Genomic DNA, 17,735 nt, shown 5'->3' with positions numbered 1-17,735 from the left:
CCTATGTCGCCGGTACTGTGGCCGGGGCGTCACTCCTGCCCCGGATGAAGAACAGCGATCCCAGCCCCACCACTATCACCACAATGTTGCCCAATCCGGCGAACGCAGCCAGCGGCGAATCCACGGAGTGGGCGCTCTGCAGGAAGATGCTGGGGTCCGTGCTGGCGTGGAGGAGGATCGGAACTATCAGCCTGCCCGTCAGCCTGTAGGCCAGGTACATGCAGATGCCGAAAGCAAAGGTGTAGAGCAGCTGGAAAGCTGTCACAATCAACGTCTGCCCGGAGAGCAGATTGCTGGCGTGCAAACCGGCGAAGACTGCACCAGAGATCGCCGCCACTGTGATTTCCCGGTAGCGGGCTTGGTGCAGGAGCTTGATGACGTAACCACGGGTGAGCGTCTCTTCAGCAAAGCCGATGAAGAGCCCCGACAACATCCACGCTGCCACTGTTTCCAGGCCGGCGGCGTTGTAGTCGACGGTGGCCATCCGCAGGATGTTGAACACAAGGACAACCGCGATCGCGATCCACATCCATCCGCTGCCGCGGAGAGGTTGGCGGCCAAACAGTTCCTTCAGCCACCCCATGGACCACCCGAACGCCACCAGGAGAAGGCATCCCACCAGAATCGGAAGAAGGATCCCCACAAAGATGGCTCCGGGCCCGTTGCTGTCCGGCATTCCGGCAAGCAGTGGCCCCAAGGGGAGTGAAAGCAGGTTGTACAGGATCAGATAGCCTGCGGCCAGGACCAGAGCGCGCCACCATCCGCCCTTTTCCCAGAACGATGTCCAGCCTGATGCTGCGGTATTTGCCATGATGCTGCCCCTGGTGCCTGTTTGGCTGTGCCGGAAACCGGCAATGGGGCGAAGTTACCCCAACAAGAACTTATCCCACCCGCGGGAAGCGCCGATGGGTGGCGGTCCTACGTGTCCTGCCTTGCGGCCTGACGCCACCACGTCATCGTTGCCGTTGCCGCTTCCGCGAGGGGAGTCGGTTGGAGGCCAAGGAGTCGCTGGCTTTCCGATGAATCCATCACGAACGGGTGCTCAAACTGGTACAGCATTTCGGCCAACTCACGCATGTCCGTGGAGACGATCCCGGCCGCCCGCAGCACCCATCCGGGCACGGCGCTCACCTTCGGCGCTGCAACACCGGCGGCCTCCGCGTGCGCTGCAGCCATGTCGGCCTGGGTCACGCCACGACCGGTGGGGGCGTGCAGTACGGTGTTCCACAACGCGGGTTTCCGCGCTGCCGCAATCATGGCAGCGGCGAGGTCCGGGACGTAGGTGAAGGAGTGCGGCTGCTTGGTTGAGCCGATGAACTGCACTGTCTTGCCTGCCAGGATGGGGGTCACCATGCGTTCGCCGGCATGCGCCATCTTCACACGCGGTCCGAAGAAGTCGCCGGCTACAACGCTCACGGTGTTGGCCGCATGCGCCTGCCGGGCTGCGAGCAATGCGGTGCGGATGCCGCGCTTACCGCCGCTGGCCGTCCTTGGACTCGACTCGGTCATGACCCGGTCCGGCTCGCTGTAAGAGTACAGACTTTCGGGAAAAACGACGACGGCGCCCGCAGCTGCCGCGGCATCCATCACCACGTGCTCGGCCCGGGGGAGTTCCGCTGCCCAGGCTGCTGCGCGGTAGGCCGATCCGTGGATGCAGTGGAAAACGGCTTCGGCACCCGCCACAGCCTCAGCCAACCGCAGGGGATCGGAGGCATCTACCCGCATGCGCTCCACCAAGGGGTGGTCCGGGCCGCTGCCGGAGCGCGTCAATATTCGTACCTGGTGGCCTTGCTCTGCCAGTTGTTCAGCGACGGTGTATCCAACGGGACCTGCTCCGGTGACGACGTACATGATTCCTTCTTCGGGGTTTATGGTCTGGAAATCTAAAACAAGAGCAGTGCTCTCTGAATTCAGAATGACGCTCGCGGGAACCCATGTCAAGAGCAGTGCTCTTTTTTGTTGACGGCGCTCTCGCTTATGGCATGCTATGGACATGACGTCTGCCGAGTCCGCCGTAGTCCTGGCCACAGCCAAGTCCAACGCCAATGTGAAGCCCCCAACGCCGCGTGAACGTGCCCGCACGCAGACAATCGCCGACATCATCCGTTTGGGCCGGGAGCACTTGGCGCTCCACGGCGCTGCCGCCCTGTCCCTGCGCGCCGTGGCGAGGGATCTCGGCGTCGTGTCTTCCGCTGTGTACCGCTACGTGGAGAACCGCGATGAACTCCTCACGCTCCTCCTCATCGACGCCTACAACGAGCTTGGTGATGAGGTGGATGTGGCCGTAGGCGCGGTTTCGGAGCAGGATTTTGCCGGGCAATTCAGGGCCCTGGCCCATGCCGTCCGGGCATGGGCCAGCCGTGAACCCGCCAGTTACGCCCTGCTGTTTGGCAGCCCCGTCCCTGGGTATCAAGCGCCGGGGGAGCGCACCACCATTCCGGGAACGCGGGTCATTGTTCGCTTGGTCGGTATCTTCGATGCCGCCTATCGCGCAGGTGCGCTCAACGCCGAGGTGCCTCCCGCCGTCGTGATTCCTGCCGCGTTGGCCGAAGACCTGGCGGCCATTCGCGCCGGGATGAATCTCGAGGCGCCGGACGCGGCATTGGCGCGGGGTGTCTTGGTGTGGACGTCGGTGTTCGGGGCCATCAGCTTTGAAGTATTCGGTCAGTACGGCGCTGATACATTTACCGCCCGAGACGAGCTTTTTGAGCATCAGCTGGCCGTTCTTCAGGGCACGGTGGGGCTCCAAGGCTAGGGCGATACAGTATTCAGATGGTTCGCGGACTGGCTGACATCGGTGCGGAGGGTGTCCTCCTGGCCGGCGCGGGCCGCGCCATTCTCCTCCAGATTGCCGATCCCCGGGTGGGTCACGGCATAGCTGAACACAGCAATTTTGCAGAGCGGCCCCTGGACAGGCTCCGCGCCACCATGACGTACGTGTATGCGGTGATTTACGGTTCCGAGGAGCAGCTGAATGCGGTCCGGCGTTTCGTCAACCGGGCCCATGCTCCGGTCCGCCGCGGAGCGGACGCCGCCACTCCGGGATACAACGCCTTCGACGCCGGCTCGCAGTTGTGGGTGGCGGCCACCCTTTACGACACTGCCGTGACCGTTTACCAGCAGGTTCACGGAGAGCTCGACGACGATGCTGCCGACCGTATCTACCGCGAGTACGCGCGGATCGGGACCGCATTGCAGCTTCCTGAGTCACTGTGGCCGCCGGATAGGGCAGCCTTCACGGAGTATTGGACCACCCGGGTGGCGGGGCTTGCTCCGGATGCGCAGGCCCGGAAAGTGGCGGCCGACCTCCTGTGGCCGTCCAAGGGCCCGTGGCTCCTGCGGTTGGGAATGCCTCTTGCACGTTTCCTCACGGCGGGCCTGCTGCCGGATCATGTGCGCAAAGGCTTCGGCCTCGAATGGAGTGCGCGCCGCGAACGGCGGTTCCGCAGGACCATGAGAGTGCTGGGCGTGATGTACCCACGGTTGCCGCGGAAGCTCCGGCAGTGGCCCCGTGACCACTACATGGGCCAGCTCGACGCTGGGGCGCATGGTGCGTAACCCGACCTCGGTGGAGCAGGCCATTGACGCCCTCGCCCACCGCTATCTTGACCGTTCGCCGGGGCGCATGCGGGCCGGGCTCACCGAGTTTGTGGTGTTCGGGCTGAAGCAGGCGTGGGCCTGCATCTTTGGCGCAGCGTTGCTCGCGGTGATCATTGGTGCCAGGCTCTGGTATCCCCAGGATGCGGGGCTGGCGCGCAACGATTTCCTGACCCTTGCTGCCGTCGTCATCCAAATCCTGATGATCGTTTTCCGGTTGGAAACCCTGCGGGAACTGCGCGTGATCCTGCTGTTCCATGTGGTGGGCACAGTGATGGAGCTGTTCAAAACGGACGTCGGCTCCTGGGCCTATGAGGCTGAGGGCTTCCTGCGCATCGGTGCTGTGCCCCTGTTCAGCGGCTTCATGTACGCGGCGGTTGGCTCCTACATGGTGCGGGTGTTCCGGTTGTTCGACCTCCGCTTTGACCGGTACCCACGGCGTTGGATCACGGCTTTGGTGGCGGGGGCGATCTACGTGAACTTCTTCTCGCACCACTACATCATTGACCTGCGCTGGGTGCTGCTGGCCGCCGTCGTGCTTGTCTACGGGCGGTGCGTGATGCATTTCCGGGTGTTCCGGCGTCGATTCCGTATGCCCATCGTGGTGTCCTTCGTGCTGGTGGCTCTGTTTATTTGGTTTGCGGAGAACATCGGGACCTGGTCGAGGGCGTGGCTCTATCCGAACCAGTTGGATGGCTGGCAGGCCGTCTCGATGGACAAATTGCTGGCCTGGTTCCTGCTGATGATCATCTCCGTGGTGCTGGTGGCGTGGGTGTACAAGCCTGAGCCGCTGGCCCGGGATGAGCAGTTCACCGTAGGCGAAACCAGCCCCGCAGCCCCGTGATTCCGGTGGTTTTCTGTTCCCGAAATCCAAAGTTGAGCGCACTCCACTCAACTTTGGATTGACATCTTTCTGAGGCTGAGTACAGTTGAGTGCAGAACGCTCAACTAGCCGATTGTTGAGTGGGCCCCGGCAAGACATCCGCCCTGTGGAGTGCTGCCGGGCGCAATCTCCAACATCGGCCATTGAAAGGAAACAAGATATGTCACGTGCAGTAGGTATCGACCTCGGAACCACCAACTCCGTGGTCTCTGTTCTCGAAGGTGGCGAGCCCACCGTCATCGCCAACGCAGAAGGCGGCCGCACCACGCCGTCGGTGGTTGCGTTCTCCAAGTCCGGCGAAGTCCTGGTTGGCGAAATCGCCAAGCGCCAGGCCGTCAACAACATCGATCGCACCATCGCTTCGGTCAAGCGCCACATGGGCACCGACTGGAACGTCGCCATCGATGACAAGAAGTACACGCCGCAGGAAATCTCCGCGCGTATCCTCATGAAGCTTAAGAACGACGCCGAGAGCTACTTGGGCGAAAAGGTCACCGACGCTGTGATCACCGTCCCGGCTTACTTCAACGACGCCGAGCGCCAGTCCACCAAGGAAGCCGGCGAAATCGCAGGCCTGAACGTTCTCCGGATTGTCAACGAGCCGACTGCGGCCGCACTGGCCTACGGCCTGGACAAGGGCAAGGAAGACGAACTCATCCTGGTCTTCGACCTCGGTGGCGGAACCTTCGACGTCTCCCTCCTCGAGGTTGGCAAGGACGAGGACAACTTCTCCACCATCCAGGTCCGCGCAACCGCCGGTGACAACCGCCTCGGTGGCGACGACTGGGACAACCGCGTTGTCGAGTGGCTCCTGGGCCAGCTGAAGGTCAAGGGAATCGACCTCTCCAAGGACAAGATCGCCCTCCAGCGCTTGCGTGAAGCTGCTGAGCAGGCCAAGAAGGAACTGTCTTCCTCCACCAGCACCAACATCTCCCTCCAGTACCTCTCCGTCACCCCCGACGGCCCGGTCCACCTGGATGAGCAGCTGACCCGTGCCAAGTTCCAGGACCTCACCAAGGACCTGCTGGACCGCACCAAGAAGCCGTTCAACGACGTCATCGCAGAAGCCGGCATCAAGGTTTCGGACATCGACCACATCGTCCTCGTCGGTGGATCCACCCGCATGCCTGCTGTTTCCGAGCTCGTCAAGGAACTCGCCGGCGGCAAGGAGCCCAACAAGGGCGTCAACCCGGACGAAGTTGTGGCCGTTGGTGCCGCACTGCAGGCCGGTGTCCTGAAGGGTGAGCGCAAGGACGTCCTCCTCATCGACGTCACTCCGCTGTCCCTCGGCATCGAAACCAAGGGTGGTGTCATGACGCACCTCATCGAGCGCAACACCGCCATCCCCACCAAGCGTTCCGAGACCTTCACCACTGCTGACGACAACCAGCCGTCCGTGGCCATCCAGGTCTTCCAGGGCGAGCGTGAGTTCACCCGCGACAACAAGCCGCTGGGCACGTTCGAACTGACCGGAATCGCCCCGGCACCCCGTGGTGTTCCGCAGGTTGAGGTCACCTTCGACATCGACGCCAACGGCATTGTCCACGTGTCCGCCAAGGACAAGGGCACTGGCAAGGAACAGTCCATGACCATCACCGGTGGCACGGCACTGTCCAAGGACGACATCGACCGCATGGTCCGTGAAGCCGAGGAGCACGCAGCCGAGGACAAGGCACGCCGCGAAGCTACGGACACCCGCAACTCCGCAGAGCAGCTCGCCTACTCCGTGGACAAGCTGATCGCCGACAACGACGACAAGCTGCCCGAGGAAGTCAAGACCGAGGTCAAGGCCGACGTCGACGCCCTCAAGTCCGCACTGGAAGGCACCGACGACGCCGCTGTGAAGACGGCGTTCGAGAAGCTGCAGGCTTCCCAGACCAAGCTCGGCGAAGCCATCTACTCGCAGGCCTCCGCAGCTGATGCTCCGGGTGCAGGTGCTGAAGGTGCTCCTGCCGGTGAAAAGGCCGCCGACGAGGACATCGTCGACGCCGAGATCATCGACGACGACGAAGCGAAGAAGTAGCCATGCCTCACCACGGCAACGAAGCAGAGCACTCTGAAGGCAACGAGCCGCGCAAGCCGATCATTCGGGACAACCGCAAGGTTGATCCGGAGACCGGGGCGGCCCGTCACGCCGACAGCGAAGCCGCGGCTCCCGCGGACGGCAACGCCGCTCCCACGGATGGCGATGCCCTCTCCCAGGCTGAGGAAATCCTCAACGGGGTAGAGGTGCCGGCCGAGGAATCGGTAGCCCCCGGTGCTGCAGCTGAAGCCCAGGCAACGGAGCTCCGCAACGACCTCCTCCGCCTGCAGGCTGAGTACGTCAACTACCGCAAGCGCGTTGAACGCGACCGCGCCGTAGCAGGAGAGATGGCCGTGATCGGCGTCCTCAACTCCCTGCTCCCGGTGTTGGACGACATCGACGCCGCACGCCAGCACGGTGACCTTGAAGGCGGCCCCTTCGCTGCCATCGCCACCAAGCTGGAGACCGCGCTGAAGACGTACGGACTGGAACGCATCGCGGACACCGGAGTCGAATTCGACCCCACCGTCCACGAGGCACTCATCCAGCAGCCGGGCGAAGACATCCAGGTGGACACGGTCAGCCAGGTCTTGCGTTCCGGTTACCGCTCCGGCGAGCGGGTCCTGCGCGCGGCCCAGGTTATTGTGGCTGTCCCGGCCTAGCACCACCCCGCGAGATGGCAGTTCGTGACAGTGTTTGAACTAAACATTGGCATGAACTGCCATCTTGTTCCGACGACGAAAGGAAACGCTCTTGGCCAGCCAGGACTGGGTTGAAAAGGATTTTTACGCGATCCTTGGTATTGCCAAGGACGCGTCCGACGCGGACATCAAAAAGGCTTACCGCAAGCTTGCCCGCCAGTACCACCCGGACACCAATGCCGGGGATGCTGCAGCGGAGAAGAAGTTCAAGGACATTTCCGAGGCCTACTCGGTGTTGTCGAGTCCTGAGGACCGGCAGCAATACGATGCCATCCGTGCCATGGGAGGCGGAGCCCGGTTCGCCCCGGGTGCCGGTGGTCGTGGTGGTGCAGGTGCCAACGGCGGGTTCGAGGACCTGTTCGGCGGCTTGTTTGGCGGCGGGCCCGGTGCCCGTCAGCCGGCCGGTGGTGGAGGTATTCCGCCCGAGTTCGCAGACCTGTTCGGCGGCGGCTTCGGCGGCGCTGGCCCCACGGGGTTCCAGCGCGCACCGCAGAAGGGCTCGGACCGGACCGCCACTACCTCCATCTCCTTTGCCGGTTCCATCAAGGGCACCACGGTGAGCCTGCGTGAAAGCAACGGCAACGTGATCGACGTCAAGATCCCCGCCGGCATCAAGGACGGTCAAAAAGTCCGCCAGCGCGGCAAGGGCAACACTGGTCCTGCCGGCAACGGCGACCTCATCATCACGGTCAGCGTGAAGCCGCACGACTTCTTCCACCGCGACGGCGACAACATCCGCATCCACGTGCCCGTCACGTTCGCGGAGGCTGCGCTGGGTGCCACTATCGAGGTGCCAACACTCGACGGCGACACCGTCAAGGTCCGCGTTCCGGCGGGAACACCCTCAGGCCGAACCCTTCGGGTCAAGGGCCGTGGCGTGAAAACGTCCAAGGTAACCGGCGACCTGTTGGTGACCATCGACGTCGCGGTACCGCAGAACCTGAACAAGGAAGCGGAGGAAGCTGTGAAGGCATTCGCTGCCGCCACCACCGACGCGGACCCGCGTCATGACCTGGCCGCAAAGGCCCGGTTGTAAGGAGGCGGTCATGGCAATCGACGTCAACCAGCCGATCTTTGTCATCTCCGTCGCTGCGGAGCTTGCCGACATGCATCCGCAGACGTTGCGCCAGTACGACCGTTTGGGCATCGTCTCGCCCAGCCGCGCCCCCGGAAAGTCACGCCGCTACTCGCAGAACGACGTCAATAAACTGCGTGAGGTCCAGCGCCTTTCGCAGTCCGGCGTCTCCCTGGAGGGTATTAAGCGGATCCTGGAACTCGAAAACCAGGTGGCAGCGCTGCAATACCGGGTGAGCGAGTTGACCGAGGAACTCTCACGTCGCCGCTCTCCCGTGGACGCAAGGGTTTTTGCCGCTGGAGCTGCCGGAGATGTTGTGAGCTTGGCCCGCGGCCAGCGACCCCGGGCGAGGTCGCAGGCCGTGGTGGTGTGGAGGCCCCGCCAAGGCGAAAGTCTCTAGGCTAAGCCCGGGACCTGTCCCAGCTGACCACAACTACTGCCGCGCCGTCGTCGGTCCGGTCAACGCTGGTGACAATCTGGGAGTCTGAAGCGCCCATGTCCCGGATCTGTTGACGGTACTCCTCCAGGTGGCCCTCCAAGGATTCCTCGGTCCATTCGCCCGGACGCATCCTGGTGGAGATCTCCACAGGCTCTTCATGGACCAGGATCTCTTGGGGCGGGTTGGGCTGTGAAGGTTTGGACGTGGATGAAGCCTGCGGCACCAGCATGCGGAAGGCGAAGATCCCGCCAGCTACACCAGCGACGAGTCCCGCTGCGATCAGCCACAGCGTTCGGCCCGGTCCGCGGCCAGCGGCAGTGGACTTCGGCAGTGTGGTCTTCTGGGTGGTTCTCTTTGCCATGGGAATTCATCTTTCCGGTGGGCGTTCAGTGTCCGTGCATACGGCGGGCAGTGGTCATGCAACTCCATCGTAAGCATGCTGAGAACCCGTGGTAAGTAGGGCCCGCCCACGGCTTATGGGACAGGCGGCATGGGGGGAGCTGGCGGCTCCTGCCGTTTCGGCTCAGGTTCGCCCGGAGGCACCATCATCCGCCAGGCCAGCACCGCACCAACGCCCAGAATGGCACCGGCCACGGCGATCACCCAGGTGCCCCGGCGTGAGCGTCGCTGCGGGGACTTCCGGCTCAGCGCCCGGGTTGCTTTCTTGACAGCCGTGGCTGCTGTGCGTTGAGCTTCCTTGGCCGATTTCTTGTTGCCGGTCAAGGTGAGCATGACGCCGTAAACGACGCCCGGGACATCTGCGTGGTCGATGCGGGACAGCGCCCACCTGACCACGGCATCGGCTTGGGACGACGTGCCTTCTGCCGCATGTGTCACCCACTCGCGGGCTAGGTCCTGGGCGGCGGGAATGATGTTCTGCGGTTTGTTCATGGTGCACCCCTAACGGAGTAAGTGGCCTCGTTGGCCAGCCTACGCCCCGAGTCCCCGCGGCCAACAGGTGCCCAGGAGTAACTGGGAAGGAACGTTGAATGTCAGTCGCGGATCACGGCTGCCAGCTCCACGGGCTTCTCCAGTCCGGCCCACTGGCCGTTCAGCGTCAGTTCTCCATGCAGCTCTGGAGCGGCAGCAGAGTTCACGGCATCGTGGGCAGCAACGTCAAGGACCCGGGCCACCTTCAGACGGAGACCCCCGGCATCAATGATGGTCACGCCACTTCCCGAGACCGGAGCCGAGGCACTCAAGGCGGGGACGCCGCCGTCGAGCGTTCCACTGCCCTTGACCGTCACGCTGCTGGGGCGGGGATCAGACTCGCCCTCCACCATCAAGGGTGCTTCCTGCTGGCCGGTGATGATGGCGGTTGCCAGAGCTTTGACGTACACGGGATCTGCGCAGGCGTCGTACACCCAGCGCTTGCCCAGGACGGAATGGTCCATGGTGCCGATCAACCATTCGCTTGCACCGGCGAGCTCGTAGCCGCGGTAGCTCAGGGGGACCTGGTAGATGCGGTCTCCGGTGGTGACAACGTGGGTTTCCAGGCCCACTTCACCGGCGGGATCATCGAACCGGTAGGCGCCGATCAGCTCCGGTGTGCCCTCCTGGATGAACCAGGGCTGGTCCGGCAGGTAGTCAGCGATGAGTTCGAGCTTGGACGGGGACAATGTTGCCTTGTGAATGATCGCCATGACACCCAGCCTAGGGCAGGGCGCAGCCCGTTATGAATGGAGTCCGATGCGCGGCCTTACGCCTGCTCTGTTTACAATCAAAGGGACGTCGACCATCAAGGGAATCATGAAGAAACTCACCACTGTCCTGATCGCTGCCGGACTTATTGCCACGGCATCCGCCTGTTCCGCTCAGCAACAGCTGACCACCGCAGAGACCTGCGACCGTGTGGGCGTCGTTGCTGCCGGCATCCCCCAGAGCCAGAGCAAGACCGCAGCCAACCGCGTTGCCAACGCCATGCGGCCCATTGAGCCCGTTGCTTCCTCCGACATGAAGCCGGTTGTCACGGCCATCACGGAGTACATGGACGAGCTGTCCAAGGAAACCCCGGACGAGGCAAAGCTGGGCGAGCTCGGCCAGGCCTACCAGGAAGCCGGCACCAAGTATGGCGAGCTCTGCCGCGCACAATAGCGCCGCCGCTCGCTCTCTCACATAACAGCCTGAAAACCCGAACGCTCTCTCACTTGGTGAGAGAGCGTTCGGGTTTAAGCGGTGGGATGTGAGAGAGCGTTACTTTTCGTCGGGGCCGAGGTCGGGGCCGACGGCGAACGTTACCTTGCGCGTGGCGCTCCCGTGCAGTTCCAGGATGGCGAGCTCGTTGGCGCCTTCCCGAATGAGCGGACCGGGAACATAGAGCGTGCGCTGGGGTCCGCGGCTCCAGTACCGTCCGAGGTTGAAGCCGTTGATGAAGGCGTTGCCCTTGGTCCAACCGTCCAGGCGAAGGAAACGGTCGCCCGGCCCGTCAGCTTCGAAGGTGGCAAAGGAGATGGACGGACCGGCCACGCTGGCATCCGGGCGTTCCGCGTCGCGCAGCGGTTCCTTGGCGGCACGGAAGGCCTCCAGGGAGTCGAGTTCCACGGCCGAGACGTCCCACCCCAGCACCTCACTGCCGTTCAGCATCGCGGGACCCATCAGGCCCTTGGCCTCGCCGATCCGTTGGCCGTAGTTCACCCGGCCCTGGTCCTCCAGCAGGACCTGCAGGCGGCCGCCGGAGGGGATCACCACGGAACGCTCGCCCATTTCGCGGCTTAACACGCCCACAGGAACGCCGTCCAGGAAGAACTGTGCCCTGTCGCGGATCTCCGTGAAGGACAGGACCCCGCCCTCCGGCAACGTGGCCTGGTAGAGGTAGAAGCCCCGGTAGGACCCGGTCACTTCCACCGGTGGGACAGAGCCAGGAACCAGCTGCGTGGCCACCGGAACGTCGAGCAAGAACACAGTGAGAGAGACCTCGACCGAAGATTCCGGAACAGGCGTCCGCCCAAGCGGCACCTCGGAAGGAACCGGGAAGTGCTTGGCGATGACGTCCCGGAACGCGAAGTACTTTGCCGTGGGGTGTCCGTCTTCCGACAACGGCGCGTCGTAGTCGTACGAGGTAATGGTGGGCTCGTAAATACCCTTGTCGTTGGCGCCGTTGGTGAACCCGAAGTTGGTTCCGCCGTGGAACATGTAAATGTTCACCGAAGCCCCGGCTGTCAGCAGCGCATCCAGCTCGGCGGCGGAAGCAGCGGCGTCGGTGGTGTGGTGGTGCGTGCCCCAGTTGTCGAACCAGCCGTTCCAGAACTCTGCGCACATCAGAGGGCCGGTGGGCTGACGATCCCGCAGGAAAGCCAGCCGCTCATCCGCGCGTGACCCAAACGTTCCTGTCTTGTGGAGTTCGGGCAGCGAGCCGTCCTCGATCATGGTGCCGAAAGGCTGGTCGCAAGTGAACAGCGGAACATCAACACCCAACCGCTTGGACAGGTCCACCAAGTGCTGCAGATAGGCCTTGTCGCTGCCGTAAGCGCCGTACTCGTTCTCGATCTGGAACAAGACCACGGGGCCGCCCCGGGTGATTTGCCGCGGCACCACAACCTCCAGCACGGACTCCATGTAGGAGGAGACGGCGGCAAGGTAGCCGGCTTCGCTGCTGCGCACTCCCACGGTGGGATCGGTGAAGAGCCAGGCAGGAAGTCCACCGTTGTCCCACTCGGCACAGATATACGGCCCGGGACGCACAATGGCCTGCATCCCGGCGTCGGCCACCAGGTCCAGGAACCGGCCAAGATCCAGCCCACCGTCGCACACAAAAGCGCCGGGAACGGGGGAATGCTCATTCCAGGGCACATAGGTTTCGATGGTGTTCAGACCCATCAGCCGGGCCTTCTCAATCCGGTCCGCCCACAAGTCCGGGTGGACCCGGAAGTAGTGGATGGCTCCGGAGAGGATACGGAAGGGCTGATCGTCCAGGAGGAAGTCCTGACGGCCGATTGCGAAGGTCTGCAACTAAAAATCCTAAAAAATCAGGCCGAACGGAGAACGGCATGGAAAGCGTACTGTGCGTTGCTCCAGATCACGAACAACAGCGGGGCCGGAGCCAGGGCAACGCCAAGGACAGGCTGCATCACGGCCGCGGACACGATGATTCCCAGCAGGATCAGCATGGCTGCGCTGAGGTACCAGCGCTGAACCACCAGATACAGCGAGGCTTTCAGCACGCTCTTGAGCTTCGCCTCGGGCAACAGCACGACGCCGGCAATCGCCGTGACGGTGAGGCTCACCGTCACGGCGGCTGCTACGACGATCAAGGGCACCAAAACTGCGGCGCCCGGGATGGCCTGGTTCTGAACGACGGCCAGGTCCACGCCCAGGAACATCAGGAGGGCCACCGCCCCGACGCCCAACAGCGCGGCCTTTCCGAAGCTGCGCTTGTACCCGCGGAGGAAGGCCGCCACGGGCTTGACCGCACCGCCGTCGTCGTTCAATGCCTTGAAGGCCGCGAAGATACCGGCCAGGGACGGTGCGACGGTGACGGAGAGCGCCAGGAAGAAGGGCCAGGCTGCCGCCGGATCTGCCACCAGCGCCAGGGAGAGTACCAACGGGGCGTTGGCCAGCGCCATCAGCACATTTCCGGCGAGGAAGGTGTAGATAAAACCAAAGATGCTGCCAAAAGCCTCGAACCCCGGGCTGGGGATTCTGCCTGCCAGGCCGCGCCGTTTTGTTCCACCCACAACACTCATCCTTTCATCCCGCTGGTGGCGATGCCCTGGATGAAGTAGCGCTGGCCGATCAGGAAGATGATCAGGATGGGGATCACGGAGATCACTGAGCCGGTCATGATCATGGCGTATTCGGCGTCGAACTGGCCCACGAAGGACCGAAGGCCCAACTGGACGGTCCAGAGGCGGTTGGAAGTGAGGTAGATGAACGGGCCCATGTAGTCGTTCCATGTGTTCACGAACGTCAGCAGCGCCAGGCTGGCCAGGGCCGGCTTGGACAGCGGAAGGATCACCCGCGCCCAGATGCCGTACTCGCTCAGGCCATCGATCCGGGCAGCCTCGCAGAGCTCATCCGGGATGGTCATGTAGTACTGGCGCATCAGGAACACGCCGAACGCGCCGAACGCCTGCAGGAGGATCAAGGCGTTGAAGCTGTTGGTGAGGCCCAGGTTCTGCATCATGATGTACTGCGGCACCATGTAGGCCTGCCACGGAACCGCGATGGTGCCGATGTAGGCGAGGAACAACACGTCGCGGCCCGGGAAACGGACCTTGGAGAAACCGTAGGCAGCCAGCGAACCCGTCAGGACCTGGAGGCAGGTGATGATCACTGCCAGGTAGAGCGAGTTCTGCAAGTAGCCCATCATGGGGATACGGGTCCAGATGTCCGTGTAGTTGCTCCACACAAACTCCTGCGGAATCCACTGGATGGGAACGGTCAGGACCTGGTTGTTCTCCTTCAGCGAGGAAGAAAGCATCCAGATGAACGGCACCATGAGCGCCACCACCAGGACCACCAGGACGCCGTAGATCACGATGTTGGCGGTCCGCTTTTTTGCTTCGCGCGGGGAGCGCTTACGGTCCGTACGACGACGGTCTTCCGCGCTGGGCGCCGACGGGGAAGGGGCGGCGTCTTTCAGGTGGGTGGCTTTGAGGTCTTCGGCCATGTTGGTCATCAGCGTTCCCTCCGCTGTTGGATCTTGAACTGCAGGACGGTGACCGTCAGCACGATGATGAACAGGACCAGCGAGATGGCCGAGGAATACCCGAACTTACCTTCGCCGATGCCCTCCTGGTAAATGAGCTGCGAGAGCACCGTGGTGGAGCGTCCCGGGCCGCCGTTGGTCATGACCACAATCAGGTCGAACACCTTGAAGCTGGAGACCGTCAGCATGACCACCACAAAGAACGTGGTGGGGCGCAGGGACGGGATGGTGACATTCCAGAACCGTTGCCAGGCACTGGCACCGTCAACCTCGGCGGCTTCGTAGAGCTCGGTGGGAATCGCCTGCAGGCCGGCCAAATACAGCACCATGTAGTAGCCCATATCCCGCCACACACTGGTGATGATCACGGCGGGGAGGGCCCAATCGGAACTGGAGGTCCAGCCCGGTGGGTTGGCAATGCCGATGGCGCCCAGGAACTGGTTGATGGGGCCGCTGTCCGGGCTGAACAGCATGTTCCAGACCACGGCCACCGCAACCAGGGAGGTGATGTACGGGAAGAAGATAGCCACCCGGAAGAAGCCGATGCCCTTGAGCTTACGGTTCAGCAGCATCGCCAGGATGAGGGCCAGCGCCATGGTGAGCGGCACGTGGCCCAAAGCGTACACAACGGTGTTGCGGAGGGCGATCCAGAAGGAATCGGAGGCGAACATCCTCTGGAAGTTGGCCAGGCCAACCCACTTGGGTGAGCTGAACGAGGTCCACTCCATGAAGGAAAGCGCGAACGCGGCAATCACCGGGATGAGGGTGAAGGCCAGGAAGCCAAGGAAGTTCGGAAGAATGAACGTCCACCCGATCAGCGTGTTGCGCCGGGCCTGCTTCCTGTTGCCCCGGCTGTGAACCGGGGCAACAGGCTTGGTAACGGTTTCGGTTGTCATGGCGGAGGTTACTGTCCCAGGACTTCGCTCTTGACGCGCTTGCCCATCTCAGCAATGCCATCAGTGACGGAGCGCTCGCCCACCATGATCAGATCGTGCTCCTGGTTGAGGATCTTGTCCGTGGCGGCTGACTTGTCGCTGACGGGCATTTCCAGCTCGGTGGTGTCCGGCGTGAAGGCCTTCTTGGACAGCTCGTCCGTGGGCATGCCGTCCAGCTTGAAGTACTCAGCGGTGATGGAATCGTTCTGCAGGGCAGGGACCACGCCGATCTTGGAGATCGCCTTGGCGCCTTCTTCACCGGCAGCCCACTCGATGAACTTCTTGGCCTCATCGGAGTGCGTTGCGTTCTTGTTCACGGCGAAGGCCGTGGGCGAACCGAACGTGGTGACCTTGCCGTCGTCGTTCTTCTGCGGCATCGGAGCCAAGCCCCAGTTGACGTTGGTCTTGCCGTCCTTCTTGGCCTGGAGGATGCCGGCGATGTACCAGGTACCCATGGGCATCATGGCTGCCTGGCCGGACTCGAACATGGTGCGGTAGCTGGTCTTCTGGCTCTTGGCGGTGCCGAAGTCCAAGGTGGCGCCGGACTTCTGCAGGTCCAGTGCGGTGTTGTACTGGTCCTCCATGAAGCCGTAGTCGCCGCTGTTTTGGTCAGCACCGTTCTGGGCCGCTGCGATGGCCTGGACCACCGAACGCCAGATGTGGTGGTAGGTGCCGTACACCTTCTTGCCGCCGCTTTCGGAGGACAGCTTCTTGGCGATCTCCGTGTACTTCTCCCACGTCAGGTCCTTGGGGTCCTCGATCCCGGCGGCCTTGAACAGATCCTTGTTGTAGTAGAGCAGCCAGAAGTCCTGGCGGTAGGGAGCGGCGAAGTACTTGCCGTCCATGTTGAAGGCATCCATTCCGGCGAGGTTGTCCTTGCCCACCTTGTCCACCACGCTGTTGATCTCCTGCAGCTGGCCGTTGTTGGCGTAGCGGGAGTAATCGATCACGTTCTTCATGGTGAGCACGTCAGTGGTGTCACCGCCGGCCAGCATGGTGGTGACTTTCTGGGGATAGTCATCGGCCAGGATGTCCACGGGCTCAATGTCGATGTTCGGGTTGGCAGCCTCGTAGCTGTCAAAGAGGGCCTTGAACTCCGGGGTTCCCTCGTAGTTCCACACCGAGACAGTCAGCCTGGTTTTGCCTTCGGCCGCCTGCGGTTCGGCGGGACCTGCAGCGCCGGCACAGCCGGTGAGTCCGAGCCCTGCAGTCACCGCAAGGGCGATTGCGGCGAGGGTTGTGCGCTTCATTGCGTTCTCCTTTAGTACTGGGTATTAAGTCTGCCGCAGATGCGGCATGTGGTTTTGGGGGTCAGGCGCTGAGGCCAAGATCTGCGTGGACTACCTCGGCCAGGAGGTCCTTGCCGGCGAGGTACCGTTCAAGGTCATCCAGCGCGGCATCGGACATCCGGCGGGTTTCGGTTCCCAGTGATCCCGCGATGTGCGGAGTGAGGATCACGTTGGGGAGGTCGTAGAGGATGGAGTGGGCCGGAAGGGGTTCGGGTTCGGTGACATCCAACAGCGCTGTGATCCGGCCGCTCCTGCATTCGGCTTCCAGCGCCGCAGTGTCCACCAGGGAACCACGCGCGGTGTTGATGAGCGTTGCGTGGTCCTTCATGGCCCTGAGCTCCGGGGTGCTGATCATGTTCCGGGTCTCCGGGAGGGCAGGTGCGTGAATGGTGACAACGTCGGACACCGGCAGGAGTTCCCGGAGGCTGACCAGCCTGCCGCCTGCTGCCGCTACCTCGAGGGGATCGGCGTAGGGATCGCTGACCAGGCAGGTGACGTCCTGGAGTTGCTGGACGAGCTGGACCACGCGGCGGCCGATGCGCGAGAAGCCCACCACGCCAATGACGCGTCCAATGTTCCCCAGCTCGCCGCGGCCGCCAAGGTAGCTCCAGTCGTCCCGGTAGGTGCGGGCATCGTTGGAAAGAACATGGGCCCTTTTGCCTGCCAGGACTATTGAGGCGAACGTGAACTCGGCTACGGGGATCGCGTTGGCGTCGGCGCCGTTGGTGACGGTGATGCCGCGGTCCCACAGTTCCTCGCTCACAAAGCTGCGCACTGTTCCTGCACAGTGGAACACTGCCCGGAGCTTGGGCATGCGTTCCAGGCGTTCTGCATTGAGCTGCGGAACTCCCCAGCTTGTCAGCAGGATTTCCACTTCTTCCAAGCGGTCCGCCAGATGCGGTTCGTCCAGGGATTCCGTCCACGGCTGCCCGCCAAGGTCCACCATTCCGGCCAGCCGCTCCATTCGTGTGGAATCAAACTGGTCAGCAAAGGTTCCGCTATTCATGACCAGCAGTGCCTGGGGCTTGAGCGACATTGAGGGGATCCTCCCTTCGGAATTTCGTGGTCTGTTCGACCGTAATTTATGTGTTGCATCACATCTAATAATCAGTACATACTCATAAACAAGACAGTTCATCCAACTCA

General features: G+C 62.9%; 19 protein-coding genes. 8 read left to right on the top strand and 11 right to left on the bottom strand.

Annotated elements, in window-relative coordinates; genetic code table 11:
• Position 1 precedes the first annotated feature (1 nt).
• Together JOE60_RS15735 and JOE60_RS15730 are read right to left on the bottom strand one after the other, a co-directional pair.
• Complete coding sequence (locus tag JOE60_RS15735; RefSeq protein ID WP_167267495.1) at positions 2-811, bottom strand: CPBP family intramembrane glutamic endopeptidase; 810 nt, start codon at positions 809-811, stop codon at positions 2-4.
• 107 nt (positions 812-918) lie between these two features.
• Positions 919-1,851 carry an NAD-dependent epimerase/dehydratase family protein gene (locus JOE60_RS15730; protein WP_167267493.1) on the bottom strand — a complete coding sequence of 311 codons (933 nt, stop codon included), beginning with the start codon at positions 1,849-1,851 and terminating at the stop codon, positions 919-921.
• Positions 1,852-1,993: 142 nt separating this feature from the next.
• Between JOE60_RS15730 and JOE60_RS15725 the strand changes: the two genes are divergently transcribed.
• The 7 genes from JOE60_RS15725 to JOE60_RS15695 all read left to right on the top strand — a co-directional run bounded on the left by JOE60_RS15725 (position 1,994) and on the right by JOE60_RS15695 (position 8,679).
• On the top strand, positions 1,994-2,755 hold the full coding sequence (locus JOE60_RS15725; RefSeq protein ID WP_167267491.1) for a TetR/AcrR family transcriptional regulator: 762 nt from the start codon (positions 1,994-1,996) through the stop codon (positions 2,753-2,755).
• A 17-nt stretch (positions 2,756-2,772) separates the two neighbouring features.
• The gene (locus tag JOE60_RS15720; protein WP_167267489.1) at positions 2,773-3,558 is read left to right on the top strand and encodes an oxygenase MpaB family protein; all 786 of its coding nucleotides are present in this window, start codon (positions 2,773-2,775) and stop codon (positions 3,556-3,558) included.
• Complete coding sequence (locus JOE60_RS15715) at positions 3,551-4,441, top strand: DUF817 family protein (protein WP_167267756.1); 891 nt, start codon at positions 3,551-3,553, stop codon at positions 4,439-4,441. The genes JOE60_RS15720 and JOE60_RS15715 overlap by 8 nt, the downstream gene beginning before the upstream one ends.
• 199 nt (positions 4,442-4,640) lie before the next feature.
• Positions 4,641-6,503 (top strand): molecular chaperone DnaK, encoded by a 1,863-nt coding sequence (dnaK, locus tag JOE60_RS15710; protein ID WP_167267487.1) that lies wholly within the window; start codon positions 4,641-4,643, stop codon positions 6,501-6,503.
• Positions 6,504-6,505: 2 nt separating this feature from the next.
• Positions 6,506-7,165, top strand: coding sequence for a nucleotide exchange factor GrpE (locus tag JOE60_RS15705; protein WP_167267485.1), 660 nt, complete (start codon positions 6,506-6,508; stop codon positions 7,163-7,165).
• Between the two features lie 91 nt (positions 7,166-7,256).
• A complete protein-coding gene (locus JOE60_RS15700; protein WP_167267484.1) occupies positions 7,257-8,240 on the top strand; it encodes a DnaJ C-terminal domain-containing protein in 984 nt (327 codons plus the stop codon).
• A 10-nt stretch (positions 8,241-8,250) separates the two neighbouring features.
• Complete coding sequence (locus JOE60_RS15695) at positions 8,251-8,679, top strand: heat shock protein transcriptional repressor HspR (protein ID WP_167267481.1); 429 nt, start codon at positions 8,251-8,253, stop codon at positions 8,677-8,679.
• Position 8,680: 1 nt separating this feature from the next.
• Here JOE60_RS15695 and JOE60_RS15690 read toward each other — a convergent pair whose 3' ends face one another.
• From JOE60_RS15690 to JOE60_RS15680, 3 genes are all read right to left on the bottom strand, one after another.
• On the bottom strand, positions 8,681-9,079 hold the full coding sequence (locus tag JOE60_RS15690) for a flagellar basal body-associated FliL family protein (protein WP_167267116.1): 399 nt from the start codon (positions 9,077-9,079) through the stop codon (positions 8,681-8,683).
• A gap of 113 nt (positions 9,080-9,192) precedes the next feature.
• Positions 9,193-9,609 (bottom strand): hypothetical protein, encoded by a 417-nt coding sequence (locus JOE60_RS15685; protein WP_167267479.1) that lies wholly within the window; start codon positions 9,607-9,609, stop codon positions 9,193-9,195.
• Positions 9,610-9,710: 101 nt separating this feature from the next.
• On the bottom strand, positions 9,711-10,361 hold the full coding sequence (locus JOE60_RS15680) for a CG0192-related protein (protein WP_167267477.1): 651 nt from the start codon (positions 10,359-10,361) through the stop codon (positions 9,711-9,713).
• A gap of 106 nt (positions 10,362-10,467) precedes the next feature.
• On the opposite strand from JOE60_RS15680, the gene JOE60_RS15675 reads away from it, so the two are divergent.
• Positions 10,468-10,812, top strand: coding sequence for a hypothetical protein (locus JOE60_RS15675; protein ID WP_167267475.1), 345 nt, complete (start codon positions 10,468-10,470; stop codon positions 10,810-10,812).
• A gap of 99 nt (positions 10,813-10,911) precedes the next feature.
• Here JOE60_RS15675 and JOE60_RS15670 read toward each other — a convergent pair whose 3' ends face one another.
• The 6 genes from JOE60_RS15670 to JOE60_RS15645 all read right to left on the bottom strand — a co-directional run bounded on the left by JOE60_RS15670 (position 10,912) and on the right by JOE60_RS15645 (position 17,625).
• Positions 10,912-12,666 (bottom strand): glycoside hydrolase family 35 protein, encoded by a 1,755-nt coding sequence (locus JOE60_RS15670; protein ID WP_167267473.1) that lies wholly within the window; start codon positions 12,664-12,666, stop codon positions 10,912-10,914.
• A 17-nt stretch (positions 12,667-12,683) separates the two neighbouring features.
• Positions 12,684-13,391: a DUF624 domain-containing protein gene (locus JOE60_RS15665; protein WP_338112574.1), complete on the bottom strand. Its 708-nt coding sequence runs from the start codon at positions 13,389-13,391 to the stop codon at positions 12,684-12,686.
• A 5-nt stretch (positions 13,392-13,396) separates the two neighbouring features.
• Positions 13,397-14,335, bottom strand: a complete 939-nt coding sequence (locus JOE60_RS15660; RefSeq protein ID WP_167267469.1) for a carbohydrate ABC transporter permease — start codon at positions 14,333-14,335, stop codon at positions 13,397-13,399.
• Positions 14,335-15,261 carry a carbohydrate ABC transporter permease gene (locus tag JOE60_RS15655; protein WP_167267467.1) on the bottom strand — a complete coding sequence of 309 codons (927 nt, stop codon included), beginning with the start codon at positions 15,259-15,261 and terminating at the stop codon, positions 14,335-14,337. The genes JOE60_RS15660 and JOE60_RS15655 overlap by 1 nt, the downstream gene beginning before the upstream one ends.
• 8 nt (positions 15,262-15,269) lie before the next feature.
• The gene (locus JOE60_RS15650) at positions 15,270-16,550 is read right to left on the bottom strand and encodes an ABC transporter substrate-binding protein (RefSeq protein WP_167267465.1); all 1,281 of its coding nucleotides are present in this window, start codon (positions 16,548-16,550) and stop codon (positions 15,270-15,272) included.
• Between the two features lie 61 nt (positions 16,551-16,611).
• Complete coding sequence (locus JOE60_RS15645) at positions 16,612-17,625, bottom strand: hydroxyacid dehydrogenase (RefSeq protein ID WP_167267463.1); 1,014 nt, start codon at positions 17,623-17,625, stop codon at positions 16,612-16,614.
• Positions 17,626-17,735 lie beyond the last annotated feature (110 nt).

This window comes from Paenarthrobacter ilicis, from assembly GCF_016907545.1.
GTDB lineage: Bacteria > Actinomycetota > Actinomycetes > Actinomycetales > Micrococcaceae > Arthrobacter > Arthrobacter ilicis.
This window is presented reverse-complemented; position numbering and strand designations above follow the sequence as displayed.